Here is a 17,119-nt window from a genome sequence, read left to right on the forward strand (position 1 = left end):
ACGTGCTGCGTCACCGCGCCGTCCTCACCCGTCACCTCCACCATTAACCCGCCACTTCATCGCACACCCGGTTCGCTGCCTGCCGGACGCGCCGTATCATCCTCCCCCCAGGTTTGCGACGGTCTCTTGGGGAATTGCCGCCCTTCAGCGGAAGACGCGCGACAATGCGCCGTCGATGGCCGCGACGATGCGGTCGATGTCATCGGCGGTGGCGATCAACGCCGGGCTCAGGCACAGCGTGTTGTTCAGGCCGGGAAGCGAGCGGTTGGTGGCGCCGATGATGACGCCGTTCGCCATGCAGTCGGCGACCACCGCCTGCACCAGCCTCTCCTCCGCCGGTTCCTTCGTCGCCCGGTCCTGGACCAGTTCGACGCCGCAGAACAGCCCCTTGCCGCGCACGTCGCCCACGGCCTGGTGGCGCTCCGACAGCTCCCACAGGCCGGACATCAGCCGCTCCCCCATCGCCTGGGTGTTGGCGAGGAGATTTTCGTTTTCGATGATGCGCATGTTCTCCAGCGCCGCCGCCGGCCCGGCGACGCAGCCGCCGAAGGTCGAGATGTCGCGGAAGAAGGACATCGGGTCGGAGGGTTCGTCCTTGAACAGCTCGAAAATCCGCTCGGTCGTTACGGTGCAGGAAATCGCCGCATAGCCGGAAGCCACGCCCTTCGCCATGGTGACGAAGTCCGGCTGCACGCCGTAATGCTGGTAACCAAACCACGTGCCGGTGCGCCCGAGACCGCATACAACCTCGTCGATGTGCAGAAGCACCTCGTGGCGGCGGCAGATGTCCTGCACCTTCTCCCAATAGCCCTTGGGCGGGGTGATGACGCCGCCGCCTGCGGTGATCGGCTCCAGGCACAGCGCGCCGACCGTGTCGGGTCCCTCCCGCAGGATCACCGCTTCGATGGCGTCGGCGGCCAGCTCGCCGTAATTCTCCACCGCGCCGTACTGGCTGCGGTATTCCAGGCAATGTGGCACCTCGACGAAGCCCTCGGGGAAGGGACCGAACTGGGCGCGGCGCTGTGCCTGCCCCGCCGCCGCCAGCGTGCCGAGCGTGGTGCCGTGATAGTCGCGCTCGCGGTAGAGGATCTTGGATTTGCGGCCGCCATGGTGCCGGTGCGCGATCTGGCGCACCATCTTGAACACCTTCTCGTTCGCCTCCGAACCGGAGTTCGAGTAATAGACCCGGCTCATCCCCGGCATCTTGCCGATCAGCTTTTCGGCGAAGCGGGCGCCGGCGATAGATCCGGCAGAGTTGGCGAAATAGTTCAGCTTGACCAGCTGGTCGCGCACCGCGTCGGCGATGCTGGCCCGGCCATAGCCGACATTCACCGTCCACACGCCGCCGGACACGGCATCGAGATATTCACGCCCGGCGGCATCCCACACCCGCATTCCCTTGCCTTCGACAAAGATGCGCGGGTCGGCTGTTTCGAAGCCCTTGTGCTGGGTCAGATGGTGCCAGACATGGGCACGGTCGGCCTCGATCACATGTCGGATGTCGTTGACGCGTGACACGTCGTTCCGAAGGACGTCATCCATCGGTCATCTCCTAGGGGTCGGATGCGGTGCCGGTTACGGCGGGATTAGGAAAGCGCGTCGCGGTGGATCTTGAACGGCGCCCAGGACTGGCTCACCGGCATGATCTCCACGCTGTTGATGTTGACATGCGGCGGTAGCGAGACCACCCAGCGCACCGTCTCGGCGATGTCCTCCGGCTGCAGCGGGTTGGCGCCGCCATAGAGCGCGTCATAGGCCGCCTTGTCGCCGCCGGTGCGCACCAGGGTGAATTCGCTTTCCGACAGACCCGGCTCGATGGAGGTCACGCGCACGCCCTGCGCCGACAGGTCGCAGCGCAGGCCCAGCGAGAACTGCTTCACGAAGGCCTTGGTGCCGCCATAGACGTTGCCGCCGGGATAGGGCCAGTTGGAGGCGACTGACGCGAGGTTGACGATCAGCCCGCGCCGGGCGATCAGCCGGTCCAGCAGCAGCCGGGTGATCGTCACCAGTCCGGTGACGTTGGTGTCGATCATGGTGCGCCACTGGTCCAGGTCGCAGTCCTGCGCCGCCCCGGTGCCGAGCGCCAGCCCGGCATTGTTGACCAGGACGGAGATGTCGGCGAAGGCGTCGGGCAGGGTGGCCAGCGCGGCGCGCGTCGCCTCCTCGTCCCGGATGTCGAAGCACAGCGGATGGACGACATCCGGGCCGCCCAGCGCCTCGACCAGGGCGTCCAGCCGGTCCCGGCGCCGGCCGGTGGCGACGATCCGCCAGCCTTCCGCCACCAGCCGCCGGGCGATGGCATCGCCGAAACCGGAAGTGGCGCCGGTGACGATCGCCGTTCCGGCCGTGGCGGTTTTCGGGGCGTTGTTCGACATCGTGTGATCTTTCCTCATGACGGAGTGGTGAAGCTCAGGCCAAGGGTGACGGCGGTTTGGATCAGGCCGGCCACCGCCACGGCGAACAGGCCCCCGGAGGCCAGCCGCCGCCAGCCGTCGAAGCTGAGGCGGGCGGACAGCAGCCGGCCGGCGGCGAACCCGGCAAGCGTGGGACCGATGAAGGTCGCCAGCAGCCCGACGACGCCGGGGTCGATGGCGCCCACCATGGCGCGCCCGGCGAGGCTCAGCGCGTCGACCGCGCCGAAGAAAACCGCCAGCGTGCCCTTGATGGTCCGCCGGTCCCGCCCGCCGGCCAGCAGCCATGCCGCGATCAGCGGCCCGCCGACGGCGAAGGCGGCAAGCAGTACGCCGACAACGAAGGCGATGCCGGCCCCGATCACCCGGTGCCGCAGCCAGCGCGGCGGCTCGCGAACCAGGGCGACGCAGGCCGCCGCGAAGATCGTCACCGCGACCAGCACCCGCGAGGTTCCCTCATCGAGGCCGGCGGCGATCAGGCTGCCGCACAGCGCGCCGGCGAATCCCATCGCCAGCAGCAGCCCCGCCACCGTCCAATCCACCCTCCCCTGGTCGCGGTCCAGCAGCAGGAAGCAGGTCAGCAGCAGGTCGCTGACCAGGATGAAGGGGATGCCGGCGGCGGGCGAGGGCAGGAACAGCAGCCCCAGCGCCGCGATCAGGGCGTATCCGAACCCCGTCACCCCGCGGAAGGCGGCGGCGAGGAAGGTCACGCCCCCGAAGAGGAGCATCGACATCGGACCCGATACCTTCCCTCAGTGGCTCAGACCTTGCCCTTCCAGGGCACCAGACGGCGTTCCAGCCAGCGCATGCCGAATTCGAACAGGGCGGCGAAGGCGCCGATGACGAAGATCCCCATCAGCACGATGTCGGTGCGCAGGAAGTTGGAGGCATTCAGCACCATCTGTCCGATCCCGGTGGAGGCGGCGACCATCTCCGCGGCGACCAGCGTCGTCCAGCCCACCCCCATGCCGATCCGAAGGCCGACCAGGATGTCGGGCAAGGCCGCCGGCAGCACCACATGCACCACCACCTGCCAGCGGCTGGCGCCCAGCGCACGGGCGGCGTTGACCTGATCGGCCGCCGCCGCCGACACGCCGGCCCGGGCAGCCAACGCCACCGGGGCGAAGCAGGCGAAGAAGATCAGCAGGACCTTCGAGGTCTCGCCGATGCCGAACCAGATGATGACCAGCGGCAGATAGGCCAGCGGCGGCAGCGGCCGGTAGAATTCGATGAAGGGGTCGAGCGCGGCGCGCAAGGCGGGGCTCAGGCCCGTCGCCAGCCCCACCGGAATGCCAATCAGCGCCGCCAGCAGAAAGGCGCTGACCACACGCACCAGACTCATGGCGATGTGCTCGGCCAGAGGCGCGCCGTCGATCCGCCCGTCCACCGCATCGAGGAAGGCCTGGAAGACCGTCCCGATCTTCGGCAGGAACAGCGGCTTGACCACGCCCTGGCCGGTCAGTGCCGCCCACAGCGCCAACGCCGCCAGGATGGCCGCCATGCTGATCAGCGCCGGCTGCGACCGGAATCCCTGCATCCGGCGGCGCAGCCGGTTCAACGGCACCATACCGGCCGGAATGCCGGCCAGACCGTCGGAGGACTTCGGCCGATCCGGGAGGATGGTTTCCGTGACGGTGGGTTTCATGCGGCCTCTCCTGTGGCGGCGTCGCTGTGGCGGTCGCTGCGCTCGTGAATGAAGCCCAGGACCCGTTCGCGCATCGCGATGAAATCGGGGGAGGATTTGACCGACCGGGCATCCTGCCCGGCCAGAAAGCGTTGGCTGAAATCCAACGGGATCGTCTCGGCGATCCGGCCGGGGCGCGGGGTCATGATAATCAGCTTGGTGGCGAGGAAGATCGCCTCCTCCACCTCGTGGGTGATGAAGAAGGCCATCTTGCGCGTCTCCGCCCACACCCGCAGGATCAGCTCCTGGATCTGCTCGCGCGTGAAGGCATCGAGCGCGCCCAGCGGTTCGTCCATCAGCAGCATGCGCGGATCGGCGGCCAGCGCGCGGGCGATGCCGACGCGCTGCTGCATGCCGCCCGACAGCTCGTAGATCCGCTTGTCGGCAAAGGACGCAAGTCCGACCAGCTCCAGCATGCTGCGGGCGCGCCGGCCGCGTTCCGCCTTGCCCATGCCCTGCATCTTCAGTCCGAAGGCGACATTGTCGGCCACGCTCAGCCAGGGCATCAGGGCGTGGCGCTGGAACACCACGCCGCGGTCGGCCCCCGGCCCGGTGACCGGCTTGCCATCCAACAGGATTTCTCCGTCCGTCGGCGGCAGGAAGCCGGCGATGCAGGACAGCAGGGTGGTCTTGCCGCAGCCCGACGCGCCGAGCGCCACCACGAATTCCCCCGGTTCGATGGTCAGATCGACCCAGGACAAGGCGACGGTAGCGCTTTCCCCGCCGCCATACTGGACGCTGACATTGCGGACTTCGAGCATGGTTGGTTTCCCGGCTTGAGGGAGGGATGGAGCTGCGGGCCGGATCGTTACTTGGCCGCCGCCTTGACCACGTCGGCGGTCACGAAGGGGCCGTAATCGGGGGCCAGTTCGGTGACGCGGCCCTGGCTCTTCAGGAACTCGGCGGTCGATTTCAGCGCCTCCGCGGCGCCTCCGCCCAGCCACTCCTTCGACGCCTGCTCTTGCACGGTCAGGAAGCGGTAGGCGGCCAGCCCATCCGGCACGTCGGCCGGGGCCGCACCCGTCCATTTGGCGACGGCCGCCACCTGCGGCGACCCGACGGTCCAGCTGTCCCCGGTCTTGGCGTAATCGGCATCGGCGGCGGCCAGCAGCTTGACGAAGGTCGTCATGAAGTCGGGGTTGGCGGCCATGAAGGCCTTGGTGGCAACGATGCCGTCGAAGGTCGCCTTGCCCTTCTTGGCGAAGTCGCCGGCACTGGCGATGACGGTACCGTTCTTCTTCGCGGCGGTCAGGACCGGCGCCCAGATGAAGGTGGCGTCGATGTCGCCGCGCTCCCACGCCGCGGCGATTTCCGGCGGACGCATGTTCAGCAGCTTGACGTCCTTGCCCGACAACCCAGCCTCCTGCAGCGCGTACATCAGCTGGTAGTGGGAAGTCGAAACGAAGGGTACGGCCACCGTCTTGCCTTTCAGGTCGGCGATGGACCTGATGCCGCTGCCGTTGCGGGCGACCAGTTGTTCGGCGTTGGCGATGTCGTCAAGGATCCAGAACAGCGTGATGGGAAGACCCTGCGAGGCCGCCGCGGCGATGGGGGAGGAGCCGGCTTCGCCGATATCGACGTTGCCGGACGACATGGCGCGGATCACGTCGCCGCCGCCGCCGAACTTCACCCATTTCACGGCATAGCCGGTCTTCTTCTCCAGCTCTCCGCTTTCCATCAGGACGCGGATGGGCGTCATCATGTCCTGATAGGCGAAGGTGACGGTCTTCTCCGCGGCCACGGCCGGGGCGGAGGCCCCGAACAGCGCGCCGATAGCGACGAAGGCGGTGGCGAGCAGGGTCTTGCTGAAGGTCATGGCGGGGTCTCCGTCGAGGCCGGTCAATCCGATGCGACCATTAGGACCCAGCCGCCGCCTCCGCCGAAAGGTCCAGATCCTCCCGGTTTGCGGCAGTGACTGGTCCGGCGCCCGAACTGCTGCCCCATCCCGCGCCATGTGGCGCCTCTTTGGGCAGACGCCCGTCCGGTAACCATCCCGGCTGCCGCAACCAACGCCTTTCGGCCCTTCACCGGCCGGCACCCTTCTTGCTTTTCCGCATACCGGGGCACGCAGCCCGACGTTATGCCCTGGGAAAGAAGGACGGTTGCACCATGCAGATCGACACCGCCTGGCGGCTTCTTTTCGGCGGGATGGAGCGAGACCCGCAGGGATTGAGCGCGCGCGTGAGGGGGATCATCGCGGACGCCATTGAGACCGGCCTGCTGGCACCCGACATGCGGGTTCCCTCCAGCCGCAGCCTTGCCGAGGCGCTGGGAATCTCGCGCAACACCGTCAACGCCGCCTATCAGCATCTGATCGACGATGGGCTGCTGGTCGCGCGGGAGCGCAGCGGATGCTTCGTCGCCTCGTCGGACGACCGGCGGGGGGCGGAGCACACGGACGCCGGCATCGCGGCCGACAAGGCCGGCGGCTGGGCAGCGCGCTTCGCCATTCGGCCATCGCGTCTGCCGCAGATCACCAAGCCGCGCAACTGGATGGACTATCCCTATCCCTTTCTCTTCGGGCAGTTCGATCCCAGCCTGTTCCCGACCAACCCGTGGCGGGAGAGCGTGAAGGCGGCGTCCAGCGTGCAGGAGATCACCCGCTGGGCCCGCGACATGATCGATGACGACGACCCCGACCTGCTGGACCAGCTGCGCCACAAGGTTCTGCCCCGCCGCGGCATCTTCGCCGGTCCGGGGGAGATCATCATCACCATCGGTTCCCAACATGCGCTGTCGATGCTGGTCCAACTGCTGGTCGGCCGTGACACGCCGGTTGGAATCGAGAATCCGGGCTATCCCGACGTGCGCCACATGGTCGGCATCGCGACGGCGGACATGCGGCCGCTGACCTGCGACGGCTTCGGCGTCGTGCCGGATGCAGTTTTCGCAAGCCGCCGGGTCGCCTTCGTGACGGTGGGGCACCAGTGTCCGACCACCGCCGTCATGCCGATCGGGCGGCGGCGCGCCCTGCTGGACGCCGCCGCCCGCCACGACGTCGTCCTGATCGAGGACGATTACGAATCCGACTTGTCGGTGGAAGGGGATGCCGATCTCCCCTGCCTGAAGAGCCTCGACCGGGTGGACCGGGTGATCTACACCGGCAGCTTCTCCAAGATTCTGGCACCGGGACTCCGCATCGGCTACGTCGTGGCGCCAAAGCCGGTGATTGACGAGTTGCGCGTCCTGCGACGCCTGATGCTGCGCCATCCGCCGACCAACAACCAGCGCAGCCTCGCCACCTTCATCCAGCTCGGCCATTACCGGCAGCATCTGCGCCGGACCGCGACCGTGCTGGAGGAGCGGGCCGCGCGGATTGCCGACCTGCTGCCGGAGCTTCTGCCCGGCTGCCGCTTCCGCCGCGATTTCGGCGCGAAAAGCTTTTGGGTTGAGGGTCCTCCCGACCTGGACAGCCGCGATCTGGTTCGCAGGGCGCGCGACCAGGGCGTTCTGATCGAGGCCGGTGACATCTTCTTCCTCGATCCGGCAGAGGGCCGCCGCTTTTTCCGGCTCGGCTTCACCTCCATCGCCACGCACCGGATCGAACCGGGACTGCGCCGTCTGAGCGCCCTGCTGCGGAACGAGGCTGTCTAGCAGGCTGCTGAGAAACGCCCTTCCCGTCGCGGCTTGGTTGTGATTCGCTGGCCTGACGGCGGTCAGGCGAGGCATCCGCTGCGGGCGATCCGGTTTGGCACCCGACGGTGTTCACCAGGAACCGCGATCGCTTGTTCGCTGGCGAGGTGGCCGGAGCCTTTCAGAGCTTCCGGCCCAAAGACGGGGCGACCCGGACCAGAAAGCTGGTGCACATTCTTGCGGCCGAATCCGCCCCGCTGCAACAAGGTCCCCATAAATATCATCTCGCGCCTGCCGGCAAACTTTGCAGCAGAGCCCCTGACGGAACCCGCGCTCCTCTGCTGGCTACGTTTGATGATGAGGGGCAGACGTCATTACGCCTGGGTAGGCTCCCCTCCGCTGAGCACGGCCATGCGGATCCGGTCCGCCAGACGCTGGAGCGCTTCGTCGCCTCCGGTCAGCCCTTCGAAGGCATAGGGATTGAGGAATTGCCGCCCCATGAACAGCCGACGGTCCGTCTCGGTCACCTCGGCCTCGTCGCACGTTTCGGTCCAGAAACGGGCGATGCGCATGAGTTGATGCTCGACCACTTCCACCGCCTGCTTCCGCGACAGACCAAAGATCGGCGCAGCGTCAAGGCATACGGCAATCCGGCTGTGGTTTTCTTCGCCGGCGATCAGCATCGCCTGCGAGGCTTCCCGCCCGCTGCGCGCTTGCGGGCAGATGTCGTAAGCAGGGGTCAGCGTCAGCGCCGTGCCATCCCAGAAAGCGGCGTGGTTGCGGGCATGGTCGTCGGTGTTGCCGGCGAGGATGTTGAACACGATGCGGCCGAAGAGTTCGCGCCGTGTCGCTCCAGCGTTCGTGAAGCGCTGATTGACGACCTCCACGAGCTGGTCATAGGCCGCGTAGCGGGCCAGCATCTCGTCCAACTCAAGGATGGTCAGCGCCGACACCAGGGCTCGCCGTTCCCAGCCCGTGCCGCTCAGCACGCGGTCGAAGCGCTCGATGAGGAGCACGTCCTTGTGGGCGGCGCGCGCCATGCGCACCGGTGCGACGTCGAGGCCCGCGTGCATCGCCAGCCGCATGGCCACATATTCGCCCTTCACCATGCTGTAGGTGTCGTTGGAGGCCGAGAATTTGGCGATGAGCTTTTTGGCCCCGTCCTCGACCAGCGCCTTGGGGCGAGCCCCGCCGATCGACGTGCCGTGATTGAGTGCCTGTTCCAGATCGGGTGTCAGCGTCCGGCCCGCTTCGACGCGCTCGGCGGCCTCGATCAGTTCCTCAAGGGGAACATTCGCGCCCAGGCGCGGGACGTATTCCGTCGCCGAGGCTTGAAAATCCAGCGCGCCAATCCGGTCCGAGCCCGATTCCATCAGGTAGGTCAGTTCGTCCAGCGTGACCGTGTCGGCGTCCTTCCCCTTGGCCCCGACCAGCCGATTGATGATCACCCGCCGCCCCCAAGCGTCGGGCGATCCATCACGGATGCAGCTGGGCATCGTCAACAGCCCCTTGGGCACCTGCTGACCTCGCTCAAGCGGCAGTTCGGGAGCGTAGATCGGGATGGCGTCCCTGCGCCCGAGATAGCTTTGACCGTAGGCAAACTGCAGTCGCCCGTCAGCCCCGGTCAATAGGCGCCCGGCCACCACCGGGTCCGTCCGGCCCGGCAGCCAGATCCACACGTAGGCATCGTTCGGGCGGCGTTTAGAAATCATCCACGGGGTCCTCAGATCGCGCAGCCCGTATGCGCTTCGGCTGAGCTGCAAGCTCCAGTTGCGTCCGCTCCAGAAGATCCGCAACGCCCGTCGTGCCGAACAGCGGCACGCCAACGACGCTGCACACCTCGAGGACGAGCCCGAGCGTCACGCCAGGACTGCCGCGCTCAATTTTCTGCAGCGTCGCGCGCGACACCCGGGCGCGTTCTGCAGCCTCGACCTCCGACCAACGCTTTTTTCGCCGCGCCAGACGCACCTGCGCGCCCAGAAGGCGCCCGAGCAGCACGGCGTTGCGCGAGAACGCCCGGGCAGACTCCGTGCTCGGCGAGGCTTGCCTCGGTTGGGTTGACAACGTCATTTGTCTGCCATCCTAGGCATTAGAGCTATAACGCCTACAATAATAGGCATTATCGCGCCGCTCGTCAATGTCTGGAAATTCAATGAGGCTCTCGTTTGTGCCTGCTTAAGCAGTCATTGAAGGCATAACGCTTTGTATAGCAGTCATTAGGTGCCAAAGCCTGCGTTGCGAACGGTTCCGTCGAGTGTCAGGCCAAGCCTGAGCTGACGACGCCGAGGGTCGCCGGGTGGGCGTCATGAATTACGCGCTGGAGAGCATGTCGCGCAGCGCAGCGAGTCCGTGAATGGCACCGTCAAGTTCGGGCTGGCAGGGGCGCCTGGGTGATCTTCGAGTCGAGCGGAGGCTACGACCGTGTCCTTCGCGAGGCTTTGGAGACGGCGAATGTTCTATTCAGCCGCGTAAACCCACGGCAGGCCCGTGACTTCGCCCGGGCCATGGGCGACATTGGCAAGACTGACCGGGTGGATGCCCGGATGCTTTCGGAGCTTTGTACTCGCCTCCGCCCGGCAGTAACGGAGCCGCTGGCGGCGGCGCGGCGCGCCCTCCAAGCGCAGGCGACCCGTCTCCAGCAGACGGTGGACACAGCGAGTTTGCGTGTTGAGCTGGAGGAAAGGCTGCCTTCGCCCTCTTCATCGAACCGGCCATGGCCGCCCTCAAGGGCGGAGTTGGGTGACGCGATACGCCGCGATTCAAACCTGATCGCTTGGGAATTCCGGCGGGCCGGGAACACTGTCCGTCCCGCCCTACTTGACAACGTCCAGCAGAGGCATCTGCCCATCGCCGGCACTCGGCAGCGCCGCCCGACGGCGCCGACGGCTCTGGCTGGCCGTTTCGGGAGTAACGGGCACGAACCGCTTGGGGCGCCCGGCCTCGTCGAGATCCTCGTTGTTGACCACCAGGGAGAGTTCCCGCTCGTTGACGACGCGCTCCGCCACCGCCCGCCGGATCTGGTCGAGGAAGGATTGGGAGGGAGAGAGGGTATACTCGACGTCGACGTATTTCCGTCCTTCCTTGATCTCCTCGATCTCGATGCGGTCGAGTGCCCCGATCTGGACATCAGCAAGCGCTTTCACGACATCGTGAATCCGCAGCCGCATGTCGCGGAACCGCGACCACTCCGACATGCCCGAGTCACGGATGATGTCGCGGGCGGTGATGTGCACGACCGACTGCGAGGGATCCTGCCTCAGCGTTTCGGCGATGCGCTTGAAGAGCCAGCGCGAGAACGGGTTGCGGATCTTCATCAACGCTTCGTAGGAGATCGAATGCCAGTCGACCCGGCGGATCGCCTCGCGAAGCATCATGTTGAACTGCACGAAGGTCTCGGCATCGCCGCTCTCGTCATCGAGGATCGAGGCGTCATCGGCATCGTCCACCTCGCTGGGACGCTGACGCAGCCCGAGACCGGCGAAGATGCCGGAGTCCATCATGACCTTGCGGCGGCCCCGGCGCTCGATCTGGATCGTACAGCGCCGCATCACCATCAGCGCTTCCTTGATTTCCGGAATGCTCAGGGTATGGCGGACGGAGCGCAGTTCCTGCCAGACCTCGTACAGCGAGAAGCGCAGGATCGCCTCGCCGTTGTCCACCGACAGACGCGACGGATCCGAGGCCAGCTTGCGGATCACATCCTCGATGATCTGTTCGCGCTCGCCCGGATAGGCGTCGATTTCCTCCACCACATGAGTTCCATCGGCGTCGCGGACGAAACGGCCGTCCTTGCCCTTCACCCGGCGCTGAATGCGGGCGGGCACCACCGTGAGATGGTAGATCTGATCGGCAAAGGAGAATTGGCGGTGGATCATCGGAAGCCGGTCGTCCTGAACGGCGGCATCCTTCGGTTCCAGGCCGTGCGCAGACTGTCCGTTGGCCTTCGATTCCGGGCTGTCGAAAACATACTTTGGAGCCAGATCGTACAGGGAGACCATGTTGACGTTGTGCCGCCGGCCAGTGGCGGCGTCGATGTGTTCGAACAACGTGCCTTGCAGGGTCTGCCCCTGCGTCTCCGTACGGCGCTGCCTGACGACGATCTGCCCCGACATCTGGTGCCTCTCCGCAATCCCGAACACCGAGCCTATGCCGCCAGCCCTCTCCGGCGCAACGGCCTCGCATACGCCGCCGCAGGTGACAGGCGCGGCGTCGGTAGGTGGCAGGCGCGGTTCCGGTAGGCAGCGGACGCGCAAGCGGTAGGTCACAGGCGCATTTGGCGGATCGCCGGCCGACACGGAGCCGAATCGGACCGGTCCCCTCCCGCAGGACAGCCGATTGCCTCAGCGGCGGCGACACGCCCGGGCATCGGCAGGGGGCCTCCCCGCTTCACATCCCGACACCGCCACCCGGCGTCGGAACGCGCCTGTAACCTGCCGGTTTGCCGCAGACCGCGCTTTCCCCAAAAGGTGGACGGAACGAAGCGCGCCTGCGACCTGCATAAGCCGCGGAGATCCGAACGCGCCTGTGTCCTACAGCATGGGGCCGGAACCGCGCCTGATCCCTACAGGAGGCAGCGTCTCTGCCGTCGTCGGTGGAGTTCCCATAGGTCACAGACGCGCTTCGGGCCATTCCCCGAGTCGCGGCGCCGGCCGCGTCTGCCACCTCCATCTCCGCGTCTGCCACCTGCATGATCCGCGCCTGCGGCCTTTGCAAGTGCGCCTGTGACCTGCCCCGAGCGCGCCTGCCGCCTGTCGGTAGGAGACAGGCGCGCTTTGGCGACTCCGGCTCAACCGGGGAATCCTGCCAGCAAGACCGCCGGCCCACGCCGGTTCCATGATTTCGCGGGAGCACCGGATGACCACCACGACCGACACCAACAGCCGCTGGGGCAAAATCCCCGCTTGGTGGCTCGATCATCCCGATCTTGACGCCGACGGTTTCGCCGTCCTGGCGGCACTGGCCACCTTCGCCGACGAAACCGGGGTTTGCTGGCCGTCGCAATCCACACTGGCCGCGAAACTCAAGCGTTCGCGCCCCACCGTCAATCGCATCCTGCAGCGCCTTGACGACATCGGTCTGGTCGGCATCGAGCACCGCCGCGGCCGCGACGGCGCACGGCTATCCTGCCGGTACCGACTGCGCCTCGACCGGGACGAGGAGACCGTCGCCGGGACGGCTGTCTGCCCTGTTCGGGAAGACGACAGGGATGACTCGGACACGGACGCCCCCTGTCCGGCACCGAGTCAGGAACAGCTCCAATCCGAACAGATTCTGGACTCGCACGCTCCGGGCGTGCGCGAGCCAGTCCGTGATGTGCCTGCCGATTGGATGCCGACCGCTGACGACCTGGCCTGGGCCGGAAGCCGCTTTGGCACGGTCGATCTCGGTCGCCATGTCGAGGGTTTCGTGCTGCGCTGCCAGGCGCACGGTTACCGCTACCGCGACATTTCCGCCGCGTGGCGGGCGTGGCTGGCTCAGGATGCGGCGGCCGGCAAGGCGCCGTCACGGAACGCTGCCATCTTCGCCGACCCAGCCGGTGCCGCCGCCGGCCACAGCCGCCGAAGTGCTGGCGAACAACGCGCCGATGCCTGGATGTCCGTGGCCGCCCGGTTGAAAGCCACGCAGTCCAACGCGCGCTCCTGAGGAGGGTTCGATGTCCGCTGCCGTCATGCCCCTGCCGGACCGTTTGCCGCTGCCCTTCGATCCCGCGATGGCGCCGGCTGAACGGTCCGGACTCCTCGTCGCCGCCTTTCCGGACACGGTGCGGCAGGTCCTGGCCGCCGGTCGTCTGGAGCAGCAGCCGCGTTTCGGCGAGAACGGCTTCGAGGGGCTTCAGGAAATCTGGTCGCCGCCGCCGACCGTTTCGGCCCGTCAGGCCGCCATGGCGCAGCGGGTGCTGTACGAACTGGACACCACCGTTCTGGCGCCGGCCGACCCCGAGCATGTGCTCGGCCGCGTGTTGGCGCTGCTGTCCCATTTCGCCGCCAAGGGGTTGACGCCAGAGGTTGAGCAGATGGTGGCGATGGACTGGGTGGAGGACCTCGGCGAGTTCCCGGCTTGGGCCATCGACACCGCCGCGCGCAATTGGCGCCGGACGCGGAAGTGGCGGCCGAGCATCGCCGAGATGCGGGCTCTGTGCGAGGAGGCCTGCGCCGCCGAACGCGCCGTGGCGCAGCGGCTTCGGCAGATCGCCCGCGCGGTCGCGGGCACCAGCCCAGGGACGGGACTGTCAGCGGTGCGCCGGTTTCCATAGCCAGGCCGCACCAGCTGCGGTGCGCGGCCAGAATGCGCCACCCCGGGACCGGGTCGGCTGTTGATGCAAACCGGGTGCTGTCTGTCTGAAATGCCATCAACAGAACTTGTTCCACATACGCAACAAGATTGAAAACTGGGCAGTTCGAGGGTTGATGGCTGTTGATGCACCAGGGCTGGCATCGGCGAGACTTGACGGCATGATCGGCGGCCCCCTATGAGGAAGGGATGTCGATTGTCGGAGGGGGATCATGCGCGGCGAGGGTATGAAGGCATTCCGGGAGCGGCGCGAACTGACACAGCCCGATTTTGCGCTGTGGCTGAACGAACGCCTGCAGCGTCGTTACGACCGTTCCAAGATCAGCCGCTGGGAAAGCAACAGCGAAAAGATCCCCGAGCAGGTGGCGCGCTTCCTCCTTCAGGAGTTGGCTGGCCCGGAGGTGGACCACGGGCCGGCGCTGACCCTTGTCTTTGCCAACCGGAAGGGAGGCGTCGGAAAAACGGTGTCGAGCGTCAACGTCGCGGCCGGACTGGCGCAGCGCGGCTGTTCGGTCCTGTTCGTCGACTCCGACCCGCAAGCAAACGCCACGATGCATTTCGGCCTCAACCCCATCCACCAGGACAAGATCAACCAGACGCTCTATACGCCGTTGCGCGCGGCGATGCTGGACTCGCCGGGCGCGGCCACTTTGGCCGAATGCACGGTGCAAACCGGCGAGGGCAGCCTTCACGTCGTTCCGTCTGGCATGCGGCTTGGCGACGCCGAAACCGAGTTGCTCGGCAAGCCGGGCAGCGACTTCACGTTGCGCGAGATCCTGACGGATGCGCGACGGACATACGACTTCATCGTCATCGACACCCCGCCCCATTTCGGCGCCCTCACCATCAACGCGCTCACCGCTGGCGACGGCATCATCGTCCCGTGCCAGACGGAAGCCTTTTCGGTGACCGGCGTGGAGTTCCTGCTGAAGAACATCGATGCCATCCAGCGGCGCTCCAATCCGCGCCTGTCGGTCATCGGGCTGCTGCCGACGATGTACGATCACCGGCTCGTCCAGGACCGCGCCTCACTCGAGGACATGCACCGTATCTTTGGCAAGATGCTGCGGATCTTCCCGCCCATGCCTCGGGCGACCGTCTACGCTCAGGCCGCCGCCGCGGGGCGCACCGTGGCCGAAGCCCTGCCGGACGCGCCGGGCATGGCGGTCTACGAGGAGGTGGTGGCCGCAGTCGTGGAAAAGCGCAACCAGATGACGGAGGCCGCAAATGTCGTCGCGTAAGTTCGGCCGGCAGGGGGTGACGGCGGTGCTCGCCTCCGCCGAAGAAGACCGTGTGGCGCAAACCTTCGGCCTCGACAGCCCGGCCGGCCGGCGCGTGGTCGAGGTGCCTCTCGGGCGCATCGTTCCCAATCCGAGTCAGCCGCGGCGGCATTTCGACGCCGAGGATCTTGAAGGCTTGGCCAGTTCCATGCGCGAAAAGGGGCTGGTCCAGCCGATCGGCATCAAGCCGCTTGACGACGGCCGCTTCCAGCTGGTCTACGGCGAACGGCGTCTGCGTGCCGCCAAGATCATCGGGCTGGACAAGATCGTGGCGGTCACCGTCAGCGGTGACGACGACGAGCTCGCTCTCCTGGAAAACGTCCAGCGCAGCGACCTCGACCCGTTCGAGGAGGCCGATGCCATCGAGCGCCTGCGGCGGAAGTTCGACTACTCCTATGCCGTCCTCGGCCGAATTCTCGGCAAGAGCAAGTCGGAGATTTCGCGGGCTCTCCTGCTGCTGAAGCTGCCGCGGGCGGTGCGGGACGAGTACCATCTGCACAAGCCGACAAAGAAGCAATTGTGGGCCATCGCCGAGATCGAAGACGTCGATGCGCAGATCAGGACGTGGAACGCCGTCAAGTCCGCCAATGGCGGTCCGGCCTTGCCTCCGCTCCCCACTACGGCCACCGGCGATGCGGGAAGCGATCACGACTCCGCCACCCCGGCCGGAGCTCGGGCGGAGAGCCCGGATGTCGCGCTCAGCGCCCTGCCGAAACGGCTCGCCCGGCGCATTCAGCAGGCGCGCGAGGTTCTGAGTGCCCTGCGCGTCGAACCGAGGCCGCTGTGGGACAGCGACCTTGAGCTGCTCACACGAATGCGGGACGATCTCAACGCGGTGATCGACGGTGCCACCAGGGGGTAGCGTTCCACAGTGGAACGCTGTTCCCATCTGGATATAGCGTTCCACTGTGGAACGACGGCGACGCCTGTCCTGACGCGCGGAAGCAAAGTCGGATTGGCCGGCACCTCCAACCCATCGGCGACCGGCCAACTGGCTCCCTCTCCAACCGAACGATGGGATGCACCTCATCCGCTGAGGTTTGGCTGATCCGGGAGAGCATCAGCACCACGATGTACTTGTCCGGCGGCCGCGCGGGCGTATAGCCTACGGCGCCGGCGTCGGGGAGATCGAGCTGCACACCGGTGAGCCACTCGCGGAAGAACCAGGCGCGCCGGGCGAAGGTCCCGTTCGGCTCGTAGCGGAGGGCGAACTTCAGGTTCGTCTCCGACGTGTCGCCGCTGGCCGAAGCCGCCGGGGATTCCTCGCCGGCAGCGATGCAGGAATCCTTGGCCCAGACCCATTGGGATGCCGACGCCGTGCTGATCCTAGATGAGACCGGCTTCGTCAAGAAGGGTGATCGCTCGGTCGGCGGCTTCCTCGGTTACGCCAGCCGACGCGGCCGGGTGCTGCTCGACCGCGCGCTCTATCTGCCCAAGGAGTGGGCTGGCAACGACGAACGCCGACGGTGTCCCCGGTACGGCCGAGTTTGCCACAACCGACGCTGGAGCGGGCGATGCTGGAGCGCGCCGTGGCCGCCGGCCTGCCCTGCCGCTGGGTGGCCGCCGACTCCGTCTACGGCTGGGACTACGCGCTGCGGCTCTGGCTGGAGAGCCAACCGCTGGGCTACGTGCTGGCGGTCACCAGCAAAAAGCGCGCGCCCATGGGTTTCGACACGGTCAAGGAGCGGGCCGCCAGCCTCACCGCCACCGACTGGCAGCGGATGAGTGCTGGCGACGGGGTCAAAGGGCCGCGCCTCTACGACTTGGCGCAGAAAACCTACAAGCGTTTCTGGTGGCCGAGCTCAACCGGGTCTGCCTTGTCGACATCACCTACCTGCCCACCGCTGAAGGCGGGCTGTATCTGGCGGCTGTCGCCGACT

14 protein-coding genes and 2 pseudogenes are annotated in these 17,119 nt (G+C 66.9%); 7 read left to right on the forward strand and 9 right to left on the reverse strand.

The window, feature by feature from the left end:
• Positions 1-144: 144 nt before the first annotated feature.
• Genes FZ983_RS27985 through tauA form a run of 6 tightly spaced genes read right to left on the reverse strand, consistent with a single transcriptional unit; the run spans position 145 to position 5,911 of the window.
• Complete coding sequence (locus FZ983_RS27985; RefSeq protein WP_149227584.1) at positions 145-1,542, reverse strand: aminotransferase class III-fold pyridoxal phosphate-dependent enzyme; 1,398 nt, start codon at positions 1,540-1,542, stop codon at positions 145-147.
• Between the two features lie 44 nt (positions 1,543-1,586).
• A complete protein-coding gene (locus FZ983_RS27990) occupies positions 1,587-2,375 on the reverse strand; it encodes an SDR family NAD(P)-dependent oxidoreductase (RefSeq protein WP_149227586.1) in 789 nt (262 codons plus the stop codon).
• A gap of 14 nt (positions 2,376-2,389) precedes the next feature.
• Complete coding sequence (locus FZ983_RS27995) at positions 2,390-3,145, reverse strand: sulfite exporter TauE/SafE family protein (RefSeq protein WP_149227588.1); 756 nt, start codon at positions 3,143-3,145, stop codon at positions 2,390-2,392.
• Positions 3,146-3,171: 26 nt separating this feature from the next.
• Positions 3,172-4,056 carry an ABC transporter permease subunit gene (locus tag FZ983_RS28000; RefSeq protein WP_188092555.1) on the reverse strand — a complete coding sequence of 295 codons (885 nt, stop codon included), beginning with the start codon at positions 4,054-4,056 and terminating at the stop codon, positions 3,172-3,174.
• The gene (gene tauB, locus FZ983_RS28005) at positions 4,053-4,856 is read right to left on the reverse strand and encodes a taurine ABC transporter ATP-binding subunit (protein ID WP_149227590.1); all 804 of its coding nucleotides are present in this window, start codon (positions 4,854-4,856) and stop codon (positions 4,053-4,055) included. The genes FZ983_RS28000 and tauB overlap by 4 nt, the downstream gene beginning before the upstream one ends.
• A gap of 47 nt (positions 4,857-4,903) precedes the next feature.
• Positions 4,904-5,911 carry a taurine ABC transporter substrate-binding protein gene (gene tauA, locus FZ983_RS28010; RefSeq protein ID WP_149227592.1) on the reverse strand — a complete coding sequence of 336 codons (1,008 nt, stop codon included), beginning with the start codon at positions 5,909-5,911 and terminating at the stop codon, positions 4,904-4,906.
• A gap of 293 nt (positions 5,912-6,204) precedes the next feature.
• Here tauA and FZ983_RS28015 point away from each other — a divergent pair, with 293 nt between their 5' ends.
• Positions 6,205-7,689 (forward strand): PLP-dependent aminotransferase family protein, encoded by a 1,485-nt coding sequence (locus FZ983_RS28015; protein ID WP_149227594.1) that lies wholly within the window; start codon positions 6,205-6,207, stop codon positions 7,687-7,689.
• A 353-nt stretch (positions 7,690-8,042) separates the two neighbouring features.
• On the opposite strand, the gene FZ983_RS28020 is transcribed toward FZ983_RS28015, so the two are convergent.
• On the reverse strand, positions 8,043-9,380 hold the full coding sequence (locus FZ983_RS28020; protein WP_149227596.1) for a type II toxin-antitoxin system HipA family toxin: 1,338 nt from the start codon (positions 9,378-9,380) through the stop codon (positions 8,043-8,045).
• Entirely contained in the window at positions 9,370-9,738 is a 369-nt protein-coding gene (locus FZ983_RS28025) for a helix-turn-helix transcriptional regulator (protein WP_149227598.1), read from the reverse strand. The genes FZ983_RS28020 and FZ983_RS28025 overlap by 11 nt, the downstream gene beginning before the upstream one ends.
• A gap of 398 nt (positions 9,739-10,136) precedes the next feature.
• Here FZ983_RS28025 and FZ983_RS34920 point away from each other — a divergent pair.
• Positions 10,137-10,226, forward strand: a pseudogene (locus FZ983_RS34920) (IS110 family transposase); the annotation flags it as partial.
• A gap of 255 nt (positions 10,227-10,481) precedes the next feature.
• Here the strand turns inward: FZ983_RS34920 and FZ983_RS28030 are convergent.
• Positions 10,482-11,780, reverse strand: coding sequence for a plasmid replication protein (locus FZ983_RS28030; protein ID WP_149227599.1), 1,299 nt, complete (start codon positions 11,778-11,780; stop codon positions 10,482-10,484).
• 742 nt (positions 11,781-12,522) lie between these two features.
• Here FZ983_RS28030 and FZ983_RS28035 point away from each other — a divergent pair.
• From FZ983_RS28035 to FZ983_RS28055, 5 genes and pseudogenes are all read left to right on the forward strand, one after another.
• Positions 12,523-13,311 carry a helix-turn-helix domain-containing protein gene (locus tag FZ983_RS28035; RefSeq protein ID WP_149227601.1) on the forward strand — a complete coding sequence of 263 codons (789 nt, stop codon included), beginning with the start codon at positions 12,523-12,525 and terminating at the stop codon, positions 13,309-13,311.
• Between the two features lie 10 nt (positions 13,312-13,321).
• On the forward strand, positions 13,322-13,921 hold the full coding sequence (locus FZ983_RS28040) for a hypothetical protein (RefSeq protein WP_149227603.1): 600 nt from the start codon (positions 13,322-13,324) through the stop codon (positions 13,919-13,921).
• A gap of 250 nt (positions 13,922-14,171) precedes the next feature.
• Positions 14,172-15,200, forward strand: a complete 1,029-nt coding sequence (locus tag FZ983_RS28045) for an AAA family ATPase (protein ID WP_149227604.1) — start codon at positions 14,172-14,174, stop codon at positions 15,198-15,200.
• Positions 15,187-16,101: a ParB/RepB/Spo0J family partition protein gene (locus FZ983_RS28050; protein ID WP_149227606.1), complete on the forward strand. Its 915-nt coding sequence runs from the start codon at positions 15,187-15,189 to the stop codon at positions 16,099-16,101. The genes FZ983_RS28045 and FZ983_RS28050 overlap by 14 nt, the downstream gene beginning before the upstream one ends.
• A gap of 377 nt (positions 16,102-16,478) precedes the next feature.
• Positions 16,479-17,020, forward strand: a pseudogene (locus tag FZ983_RS28055) (transposase); the annotation flags it as partial.
• Between the last annotated feature and the right edge of the window lie 99 nt (positions 17,021-17,119).

Origin of the sequence: Azospirillum sp. B21 (assembly GCF_008364825.1) — a bacterium.
GTDB lineage: Bacteria > Pseudomonadota > Alphaproteobacteria > Azospirillales > Azospirillaceae > Azospirillum.

Excerpts from the sequence above, each read along its gene's own strand:
- FZ983_RS27995 (WP_149227588.1), bottom strand. The coding sequence starts at position 3,145 with ATGTCGATGCTCCTCTTCGGGGGCGTGACCTTCCTCGCCGCCGCCTTC.
- tauB (WP_149227590.1), bottom strand. The coding sequence starts at position 4,856 with ATGCTCGAAGTCCGCAATGTCAGCGTCCAGTATGGCGGCGGGGAAAGC.
- FZ983_RS27985 (WP_149227584.1), bottom strand. The coding sequence starts at position 1,542 with ATGGATGACGTCCTTCGGAACGACGTGTCACGCGTCAACGACATCCGA.
- FZ983_RS28025 (WP_149227598.1), bottom strand. The coding sequence starts at position 9,738 with ATGACGTTGTCAACCCAACCGAGGCAAGCCTCGCCGAGCACGGAGTCT.
- FZ983_RS28045 (WP_149227604.1), top strand. The coding sequence starts at position 14,172 with ATGCGCGGCGAGGGTATGAAGGCATTCCGGGAGCGGCGCGAACTGACA.
- FZ983_RS28035 (WP_149227601.1), top strand. The coding sequence starts at position 12,523 with ATGACCACCACGACCGACACCAACAGCCGCTGGGGCAAAATCCCCGCT.
- FZ983_RS28015 (WP_149227594.1), top strand. The coding sequence starts at position 6,205 with ATGCAGATCGACACCGCCTGGCGGCTTCTTTTCGGCGGGATGGAGCGA.
- FZ983_RS28050 (WP_149227606.1), top strand. The coding sequence starts at position 15,187 with ATGTCGTCGCGTAAGTTCGGCCGGCAGGGGGTGACGGCGGTGCTCGCC.
- tauA (WP_149227592.1), bottom strand. The coding sequence starts at position 5,911 with ATGACCTTCAGCAAGACCCTGCTCGCCACCGCCTTCGTCGCTATCGGC.
- FZ983_RS27990 (WP_149227586.1), bottom strand. The coding sequence starts at position 2,375 with ATGTCGAACAACGCCCCGAAAACCGCCACGGCCGGAACGGCGATCGTC.
- FZ983_RS28040 (WP_149227603.1), top strand. The coding sequence starts at position 13,322 with ATGTCCGCTGCCGTCATGCCCCTGCCGGACCGTTTGCCGCTGCCCTTC.
- FZ983_RS28020 (WP_149227596.1), bottom strand. The coding sequence starts at position 9,380 with ATGATTTCTAAACGCCGCCCGAACGATGCCTACGTGTGGATCTGGCTG.
- FZ983_RS28000 (WP_188092555.1), bottom strand. The coding sequence starts at position 4,056 with ATGAAACCCACCGTCACGGAAACCATCCTCCCGGATCGGCCGAAGTCC.
- FZ983_RS28030 (WP_149227599.1), bottom strand. The coding sequence starts at position 11,780 with ATGTCGGGGCAGATCGTCGTCAGGCAGCGCCGTACGGAGACGCAGGGG.